Source organism: Anaerostipes stercorihominis, from assembly GCF_057535655.1.
On sequence record NZ_BAAJCL010000025.1, the window covers coordinates 1 to 9,822 of the forward strand.

At 38.4% G+C, this 9,822-nt stretch carries 6 protein-coding genes and 1 pseudogene; all 7 read left to right on the forward strand.

Annotated features, from left to right (window positions below; all coding sequences use genetic code 11):
• Nucleotides 1-577 (forward strand): annotated as a pseudogene (locus AC27EF_RS13440) (hypothetical protein); the annotation flags it as partial.
• Between the two features lie 896 nt (nt 578-1,473).
• The gene (locus AC27EF_RS13445) at nt 1,474-6,330 is read left to right on the forward strand and encodes a VaFE repeat-containing surface-anchored protein (protein ID WP_487111278.1); all 4,857 of its coding nucleotides are present in this window, start codon (nt 1,474-1,476) and stop codon (nt 6,328-6,330) included.
• 63 nt (nt 6,331-6,393) lie between these two features.
• Entirely contained in the window at nt 6,394-7,224 is an 831-nt protein-coding gene (locus AC27EF_RS13450) for a hypothetical protein (protein WP_487111279.1), read from the forward strand.
• Between the two features lie 73 nt (nt 7,225-7,297).
• Complete coding sequence (locus AC27EF_RS13455; RefSeq protein WP_487111280.1) at nt 7,298-8,059, forward strand: hypothetical protein; 762 nt, start codon at nt 7,298-7,300, stop codon at nt 8,057-8,059.
• Between the two features lie 108 nt (nt 8,060-8,167).
• Nucleotides 8,168-8,299 (forward strand): hypothetical protein, encoded by a 132-nt coding sequence (locus tag AC27EF_RS13460; protein ID WP_487111281.1) that lies wholly within the window; start codon nt 8,168-8,170, stop codon nt 8,297-8,299.
• A gap of 26 nt (nt 8,300-8,325) precedes the next feature.
• Nucleotides 8,326-8,769 (forward strand): hypothetical protein, encoded by a 444-nt coding sequence (locus AC27EF_RS13465; RefSeq protein WP_487111282.1) that lies wholly within the window; start codon nt 8,326-8,328, stop codon nt 8,767-8,769.
• A 107-nt stretch (nt 8,770-8,876) separates the two neighbouring features.
• Complete coding sequence (locus AC27EF_RS13470) at nt 8,877-9,614, forward strand: hypothetical protein (RefSeq protein ID WP_487111283.1); 738 nt, start codon at nt 8,877-8,879, stop codon at nt 9,612-9,614.
• Nucleotides 9,615-9,822: the final 208 nt, after the last annotated feature.

The following is a 9,822-nucleotide window of genomic DNA, read 5'->3' on the forward strand; positions in this document are numbered from 1 at the left end:
GAACTATCGAGTTAGGGTTACGATCAATGGGAAGACCTATTCGGTGAAAGCATCTAAGACTTCAGGGTACTTTAAAGTGAAGTTAAAGAATAAGGCGGGCAGCGGAAATGCTGTAGTTCGCGTATATAATACAAAAGGCAAGAAGACAACATCTCAGACTCAGAAGCATAGCCATGTCTGGGAAAAACAGTACAAGACAGTACATCACGATGCTGTGGGACATTATGAAACAGTGAAAGTTCCGGCTTGGGATGAAACTAAGTATGAGACACATTTCATCTGTTATGGTTGTAACAAAGATTTAGATGTAGAATACGAAAAGTACAAAGCCGGATGGGAAGATCACTTGAAAGAATATCCAAATGATACATTTTGTTCTACTATTGAAGAATTTGCGGGTATGCACGATCTTATTCTTGGAACCGGATGCACTTCTTCATGGTATACAAAACGTATTCCGATAATTATCCACCACGATGCCACGACAAAGCAGCAGTGGATGGTAGACAAAAAGGCTTACGATGAAAAAGTAGTTACAGGATACAAATGCGATTGTGGAGCTACTAAAGAAAAATAGCTAATTAACACCGTATCCTATCTATATTACAAAAAGAATCACAAAAAGAAAAACTTGGGGGTCACGAATAATGGAACTCGACAATAATAAAATACAGGAATACTACGAACGATATTCCCAAAGGACAAAAGAAGGCAATCTCGATGAAGCGGCTGTTTCATTAAGGAAGATATTAGAATGCATGGTTGAAGACATTTGGTTTCAAAATATGAAAGATGCTTTATGGCCAAAGGAATGTAAAAATCTGGCCAGTAAAATCAGTTGTCTTCACAGATTTAAATTTATTTCGGAGAGTACAAAAAATAATTATCAGAAGATCCGAACATATTTGATAATTTTTCCTGGGCAGTAATTTGTATGATGTCAGCAGCAATACTATACTTCAAGCTGTGCAGCAGTTGCCCGTATAAAAAAGAGTTTTTTGAGACGCTGTATAACATCCGCAATCTGCAGCCGCAGTTGGAATAACTGTCTTGTTGAACCTTGACAACTTCTAAAATGATTCTGATTTTTTCCTTGGGGAAAGTCTACCCTTTTTTGAGACTACATTCCCAAAATGAGGCCTTTCAGATGGTGACTAAAGCAATTAGAGGTATGTCAAACTTATAAAAATGGTTCCATGAATAATTCAGGCTAATCATTTTTTGTAGATGAAAAATAAAAACTAATAAATAAGTATGTAAATAGATAATTATTTGGAGCAGATTTTTTAATCTGCTTCTTTTTTTTGCTTTAAAATAGTAATTTTATCCATTTCTCCCTAATCTTAAAAAAAGTATTGTTTATCATACTATAAATGAGGATATATTTTCTACCACAAAGAAAGGAGTGTTACAAAATGTGATGATATCTATTTTTAAAAAACTAGGAAATCAGATTAAAAAGGAGATAGTAAAATGGAGAACAAATCAAGAATAAGACAGAGCCTTTCTAAGGTTTTCTGTTCTGTAATCACGACGGTCATGGTGCTGGGTTCGTTTTGTGGCTTGAGCAATGTTGTGGCGGCCGATACACCTCTGGATCATTCCGATGTGGTGACGGTTACGAAACCCCGGTATCAAGAGACCCAAACCTATTTGGCAAAAAACGTAGATGAGAATCTTGCCAAAGATGTAAAAGGAAAATCAGAGAAGAAAATCCAAAAGGAATTGGAGCAGACGGAGTATTCGATTCGATTAAAACGCCTGATTGCCGAAAAATCAAAGATTCCAAAAGACTGTACAATTGATACACTCTGGGCGAAGCATGCGGATGCATTCCTGTCTCAGTATACCGAAATTGTACCATTGTACAGCACCAGTGATAATGCTGATTATTATGTCGCCAACTTATCCGCTTTAAATGGAATTGGGGATATCTACGATGCGGCGTTTGTAAAGGGAACGAATAATAAAAATCCAGATGTACGAAAGGACATCAAATTCGATAAAGATTCCGGACTTGCTTATGTCCCGAAAACTTATTTTGAAAAAGACAAGGATGCCCTCTTAACCGGGCAGGTTATGTATGCCGGAAGCGTCAACAATCAAGATACGAAAATTGATGTGACGGTTAAAAATCCAAACGTAAATGCCAAAGAAAAGTATAAGGTTGTAACCGGAAGCACATATGATGTGACAACTACGATTCCGGTAACAGATTCTCTGCGAATTGCGAGAGGTCTGACCCTGGATGATTTTAAAGTTTTCTTGAATGATTCTGAAACAGAGTATGATCTTAATGGAAAGGAAGCTGCTGTTTATAACCAAGATACCGGAGAACTGGAACTAGGGGTATCGCCGGCAACTTTGAAATCCGTCAGAGTGGAGATTAAAAAAGATAAACTATCAGAACGCATCTTAAAACTTTTTACAACAGATGTCAGTGCGAAGATCACAAATCCAGATAAGCTGAAATTTGCTGCAGACAAAAAAACAGGAGATCCAATCGTCCTTGATAAGATTGACACCAGCAAACTGCAGGATGGCCAGGTGTTTGAGTATAATGCTAACATCCAGTATTTTAGCGATATTGACGATGTCACGGGGGATTACAGCACAAAGGCCAGAAAAGAATCCATCAAACATTCGATTAAGTATCTGTACATTCCAACTGGAAGTGCAGAAAGCGGCTGGTTTGATGTCTATGACAAAGGCAGTGATTTTGACGATACCAATGGAGTTAATCAAAAGACAAATTTTGAGGATGTCACCTTCGGAATGACACTACCAAGCAAAAATCTAAGCAATTATAAGGCAACAGCCCTGAATAAGAACAAGGCAACCCTTAATTTTCATCAAAAAGGAAGCTTTGTAACAAAATACGACGGAGACGAGGCGTCTTATTCATCTAAGCATATGTACGCCGGAGAATGCTGTCATATTTCAAATCCGATGGGAACACAGAGTGGAGATTCTGCAAAAATCCGTCTGTCAGTCCTTCATGTGGATACAAACGATGGATATGTCATTATCGGATTGAACACGCAGGAGGTTAATACCCAATCCGGGTTTGGAATCTATAAACTGGCAATTGAGTCCAAAGGTGCTTTGAAGATTAAGAAGTCGTCTGCAAATACGACGATTACAAACGGGAACAACTGCTATAGCTTACAGGGTGCAGAATTTGGAGTTTATTCAGATAAAGCATGTACAAATAAAGTGATGACTTTTACAACAAAGGCAGATGGCACAACGGATGTAAAAGAAATCGACGCAGGCAAGTATTATGTGAAAGAGACGAAAGCTCCAAAGGGGTATGAACTTGATGATGCCGTAAAAACAGTCATGGTAGATACGGATAATGATGAGGACAATCCAGCGGTTGTCAATATATCTGATGTTCCCGGAACTGACCCAGCAAGATTAGAAGTTAAGAAAGTTGATAAGGAGACCGGAGAAGCAGTCCCACAGGGAGATGCTGCTCTTTCAGGGGCGCAGTTTACGGTAAACTACTACAACGACTACTACGATAATAAAGGACAGCTTCCTTCAAAACCAACAAGAACCTGGGTGTTAGAAACAAAAAAAACAACTAATGGTTATCAAGTTTCATTTGATGAGGCTCATAAGGTTTCAGGAGATGCTTTCTACAAGGATGCAAATGGTAATATCGTTGTCCCATATGGAACCATTACCATTACTGAAAAAGATCCGTCCAACGGATATAAAATTGAAGACTCTACCGTATCAGTCAACGGATCAGTGTTAGCAGATCGTACCTATTTCTCAAAAGTAGAAGAAGGTAAGGACCTCGATACTGTCTCTGCAAACTTTACAGTCAATGAGCCAACGAAAAATTACGGTATCCAGGTATGGAAATCCGATAAAGAACTTGACAAGAGTGAAGCCATCGGAGGAAAAGACCACACGGCATCTCCGGAGGGGGCTACTCTGGAAGGAACGACATTCTCTATTACCAACCGGAGTACAAATCCTATTACCTATAAAGGGAAAGAGATCAAACCGGGGGAAGAAGTAACACAAATCAAGGCTTCCTGGAATAAGGATCTTAAGAAATATACTGCTCAGACTGGAAATAAGGATTTGCCTTATGGTACATACGGCATAAAGGAAATTGCGAGCAGCACTGGATATAAGATGTCAGACGGAGAAGAAAAAACCGTGGTCTGCCACGGAGACGACGGGTATCTGTATACTCCATCTGATTCTGGTGACTTAAACGTCAAAAACGAAGTCATCCGTGGAGATGTAGAATTCATCAAGAAGGAAGGAAAGAAACAGCAGAACATCAGTGCTGCCTTCAAGATTACCAATGATACCACTAATGAATCCCATGTCATTGTGACAGATAAAAACGGAAGTTTTTCATCTGATGATCCAAAGCACAGCGTAGAGACCAATGCAAATGACAAGCTTTTTAACGGATATAACGAAGATACAGTCTTAAAGACCAGTGACTTCAATTATAACTCCGGCGTTTGGTTTGGGCTGGGAGAAGACAAATCTACAGCCAAGGCTGACGATACCAAAGGCGCCCTCCCTTATGGCAAGTACACATTGGAGGAATTACGCTGTGAAACAAACAAAAATCTCGACCTGGTAAAAGTAGACTTCTGGATCAACAAGGATAATAAATCCGTAGATTTAGGCACTATCATTGATAATGAAACAACGGTGCCAAAGATTCATACCACAGCAAAAGATGATACCACCGGCACTCATGTCAGTGCGGCAGATGAGGATGCAGCCATTACGGATACGGTAGCCTATGAAAACCTGGATGATGGAGAAGAGTACACTTTAAAAGGAATCCTTATGGATAAGGCAACGGGAAGCGCTCTCCTTACAAAAGACGGGAAAGAGATTACATCTAAAAAGACCTTTAAGGCAAAAGGCTCAAATAATACGATTGAAATGTCTTTCACCTTTGATGCTACAGACCTTGCAGGAAAGGATGTTGTAGTCTTCGAAACTTTATATAAAGGTGGTTCCGACAGCGATGTTGTTGTTGCGACACACAAAGACATTGAAGACGAGGGGCAGACGATTCAGTTTCCTGGCATCAAGACAAAGGCAGTTGCTGAAACGGGGACTAATATCACAAAGGCTGATGAAGAAGTTACCATTGTTGATACGGTATCTTACACGAACCTGATCCCGGGTAAGACTTATACTGTGACTGGAACTTTGATGGACAGGGGAACCGGCAAAGCTGTAAAGAATGATGACGGAGATGTGATTACCTCTTCCAAAAAATTCAAAGCTGAAAAGGCAGACGGAACGGTAGATGTTACCTTCAAATTCAGCGGAGTAAACACCGCAGGAAAGACTTTGGTCGCATTTGAAGAGTTGACTTATCAAAAGAAGACATTCGCTGTCCATGCGGACATCAACGATGAAGCCCAAACAATCTATGTACCGGAAGTAAAAACCACAGCTGTTGATAAGGAGAATGGCAGTCATACCTCTCTGGCAGATGAAAAGGTGACCATCGTGGATACGGTTTCTTATTCAAACCTCACAGTTGGAAAAGAATATGTTGTGAAAGGAACTCTCGTTGATTCAGCAACCGGAAAAGAACTTCTTGTTAATGGAAAAGCGGTAACTGCCGAAAAGACGTTTACTGCCGAGACAGAGAGTGGAGCAATTGAGCTTGAATTTACACTTAATGCAAGTGCGTTAGCCGGTAAAACGACTGTTGTATTCGAGGACATTTTACAGAATGGAATTAGCATTGCGACTCATGCCGACGTCAAAGATGAAGGACAGACCATCCACTTCCCGAGCGTGAAGACCACTGCAACAGATAAGGAAAATGGAAGCCATAGCATTTCAGCAAATGGAAAAGTAACCATTGTTGATAAAGTAGAATGGAAGAATGTGAAAGTAGGACAGAAAGTAAAAATCTCTGGTAGACTGATGGATCATGCAACCGGAAAAGCATTGAAGATCAACGGGGAAATGGTGACTGCAGAAAAGACGTTTACTGCCAAAACAGAGAGTGGGACAACGAATCTTATCTTTACCTTTGATGCCAAAGCTCTCGCAGGAAAAGATGTTGTCGTCTTTGAAAAACTTTTTGATGTCGCATCCAATATGGAAATTGGACGCCATGAAGATATCAATGATAAGGGTCAGACCGTAAGTGTTAAAAAGCCTGTTACACCAAAGAAGACAACGCCTTCTCATGGAAGCGGAAATAATGTGGCTAAGACTGGACAGTCTTCTACAGTTCCAATTATCATCGTAGGTATTGTTGGGGTAATTGGACTCGCGGGAGGTGCTTACGCTTTGAGAAAAAAGAAAAAATAGTAAAAGACTCTTAAAGAAGAGGGGAGTTTCCCCCTCTTCTTTATTAAAAAGATGGAGGAGAAAATGATGATAAATTCCGGAAAATATAACAGTCAATTCTACGAAAAAACGGATCAAAGATCCTTTGGATTCTATGATGGATACCACGACAATCAGATTGAAGAATCAAAAAAAGAAGATTACATGAATCATTCCATGGGGTTCCCTTTCCAATCCAACGTTGATAGTTATAATAATACATGGGAAAATTATGAAGAAACAACAAAACAGTGCACGCATATACAAAGGAGTGGTTGCATGAGTTTCGTTATGATGATGAACAGTCTTCATGGGATTGTCGTTGTGGCTGATTCGAGAAGTACAGTTGGAGATACCAAAGAGGAAGGGCAAAAAGCATTTAAGGGAAAAAACTACCTTTTGGCAACTTGGGGTAATAACCGACTGGTTGTGGATGAAAAACCGGTGAAATTAGAAGACGCACTACGTGTGCTGATTAAAAAGTATCCGGATAATTACCAAGGACTATTGGAAAACTTTCGGGCTTTGCTATATGAAAATAATAATTCGATGAATTGTGCTTTTCATTTCTTTATTGGAGGGCATTATGAATCCGAGAAGTATCCCGGAAATGATGGATATTTTATTAAAGAATATCAAATCAGTGCAGAGGGAATTGATCTAATTAGAGCAGAGAATACAATAGCAAACCTACGTTTTGCAGGAGATCTCAATCTAATGCCAAGAGGACTTTCTGTAAATCCCAACTGGACTGTCATGGAACTGGAACAGAAGGGAAGAATATTACTTCAAAACATCATTTCAATAGGAGATGCTTTTTTGTCGTATAACCCTGGTGGAGGGGCCATCCAAGTCGTTTCATATACTGTGGAATAAAACTTTTATTTAGGGACGGACACATTGTCCCTGTTGTAAACGTCAAAAATCTTTTTAAGCAGGAGGATGTAAAATGTATAAAGGCAGTAAAGGATATTCTCTTTCTCGTGAGTCAGCCCAATATCATCGTGATGATTTTAATCATTCTATTGGATATAGCCTTGTAAACAGAGATGAAAATGTTATCGGATGGATATCAGACCCGTGTTATAATAAGAGAAAAAACACGGGGGATCAACAAATGTCATTGATGATTGGATTGAAACGAGATAATTATTTTGTGCTTGCATCAGAGTCAAGAACAGTTTCAAAAAATGGAGACGTGATCAGTGATCATCAGCAAAAGATTTTATCATTTCAAGACAAAAAATTAATAGTGGGCTACACCGGAAGAAATACGTATATAAATGGCGATATCAAGACTATGATAGAAGATACAATTGAAAGATCACAAAGTTATGATGCAGCTTATCAGCTAAAAGACATGGCAATGCGTATCCAAAAAGAATTAAGGCCCGAAGAATCACTGGATCTTCATGTATCTCAGTGCGTCAATGGATCATTATTTTATATTGTAATCGAGTGCGCTTATGAATGTGTCATAGAAAAGACAATTTTACGGCCATTTGTTTTAAGAAGCGGAATTAACATTGATAATTTTTCTAGAAGTTTTCTTTCAGAGGAGAGTGTAAAAATAGACATAGAAACAGTGAAAGGTTGCATAAAAGATGAGATAGCTTATGCGAAGGAAAAAGTAAAGAAGCCTTTAATTGGAGGGAAAATACAGTGCTATTTATTAGATAGAACAGGAACTATTCGAGATTATTCGGAATAAAAAAAGTAAGAAGCACTAAGTATTTTCTAAATTATATTTGACAGATTTTAGAATATTGGTATGTTAATATTGCAACTCTACCAATCTACATAATTAGGAGGGAACATTATGAGAAGTACAGGTATTGTAAGAAAGCTTGATGAGCTAGGACGCATTAATTTACCAATTTTAGAGTTGAGTCTTTTGCACGCTGTTTTGTGCGTTCTAAATATTCATCTGTATAAAATTGATTCATGTTAAATTCCTTTCAAGGAGGTAAAGAACTGTTGAAATTTCTTTTATTGTCAATGTTATCCAACGTCATATTAGTTTTATTTTTTCTGTATGTCAAGAGAGCAGAAGAAATAAAAAAGAAAATCCAGGAACAGCAGAGGGATCTGTTACGGCAGCTACTAGAAAAGCAGACCGAAACGGAAGGGGATTATTCATTTTTTAATCATGATATGGCTCCTAAAAGGATTTCTTTCGGAAAAGATCCAAATAAAAACCGGGAACAGCTAACCGCTTTTACAAAAGAGCTACTAGAAAAACAGATCCTGCTAATGCGTCAATCCGACGGTGATTTATTAATCCCAATCGAGATCTCAAGATATTTGAAAGATTTCCTATTAGACCAAGTGGTAAAAGGGGAAATCTCTCCTGTGGCAAAGCGGCGGGTACACGGTAAAGTCGTTAAGATGTATCCTGAGTTGTTTCAGATATTTGATTAGAGGAAAAAAGATAAGTAGCTTCTTTCTGTATAGGGGAGAAGGAAAAGCCTTCTCCTTTGCTATATGTATTGGTTGTAACAAGTAAAGATTCAAAAGGAGGCATTACTGTGTATAGTAATAATCAGGGATTTCCTGCCTACAAACCTATTCAAGTTCCATGGAGGAATCAAAATATGTCGCAAGCAGCTTCTTTTCCTGCTATACTAAAACAAAAAAATGGTATGGAGGATGGGATCATGAGCTTTGTAGGAATGGTTATCTGTAAAGATGGTATCTGTGCTTTTGGGGATTCAAAACCTTCATTAAGTACAGAATTAGGTAGTTGTGAACTGGATCGAAATCGCGGATTCATAGATAAGGTATTTGCAAATCAATCTTATGTGATTGCCGTCTATGGAATTAATCAGTATTTCGATAAAGATGGAAGACGATACAATATCGAAGATTGGCTTAAGGAAAATGTTCCTGCGACGGAGTCCTATGTTGAACTGCTTTTTAATTTTAGTACTTTGATCTCTAAAATCCAAATGAACAACGATCTAAACTATTGTTTTCTTATTGGATCAAAGTATCAGCAAGAGTATTTTGTTCAATATGCAAACGTTCAGGGCGGATCTGTTCATTTTCAACATCGTATGGTTGGCAGAAAGCTTTATACCGGCGGAACTGACTATTATGTGAACCGCGTTAATATGATTCATTTAAAACTCTATCATTATGACGCTATAAATGAAGCGGCGGAAGTTCTTAAGCGAGATGTAAAAGCTTTGATCAAAGAAGCAGATAAGCTTGGTGTGTATAACCCAGTAGGAGGGCCGATAAAAATCATCTGTTGGAACAAGTAGCAAAGATCATTTTTTTGGAAAACGCTGTGTACATAGAAAAATGAGATAGAATGCCCTGGAAGTCTTCCGGGGCTTTTTGCTGTAGAATTATCTGAAAAATTGGAGTTTTAGGGAAGGACTCTATTTTTGACCAATAATTGAATCTTATTATACATAAATGGAAAAAACATGATATAATGATGAAAAGGGCTATGAGAGAGAATGAAAG

Coding starts and splice junctions, on each gene's coding strand:
- AC27EF_RS13455 (WP_487111280.1), top strand. CDS start 7,298: ATGTATAAAGGCAGTAAAGGATATTCTCTTTCTCGTGAGTCAGCCCAA.
- AC27EF_RS13460 (WP_487111281.1), top strand. CDS start 8,168: ATGAGAAGTACAGGTATTGTAAGAAAGCTTGATGAGCTAGGACGCATT.
- AC27EF_RS13445 (WP_487111278.1), top strand. CDS start 1,474: ATGGAGAACAAATCAAGAATAAGACAGAGCCTTTCTAAGGTTTTCTGT.
- AC27EF_RS13450 (WP_487111279.1), top strand. CDS start 6,394: ATGATGATAAATTCCGGAAAATATAACAGTCAATTCTACGAAAAAACG.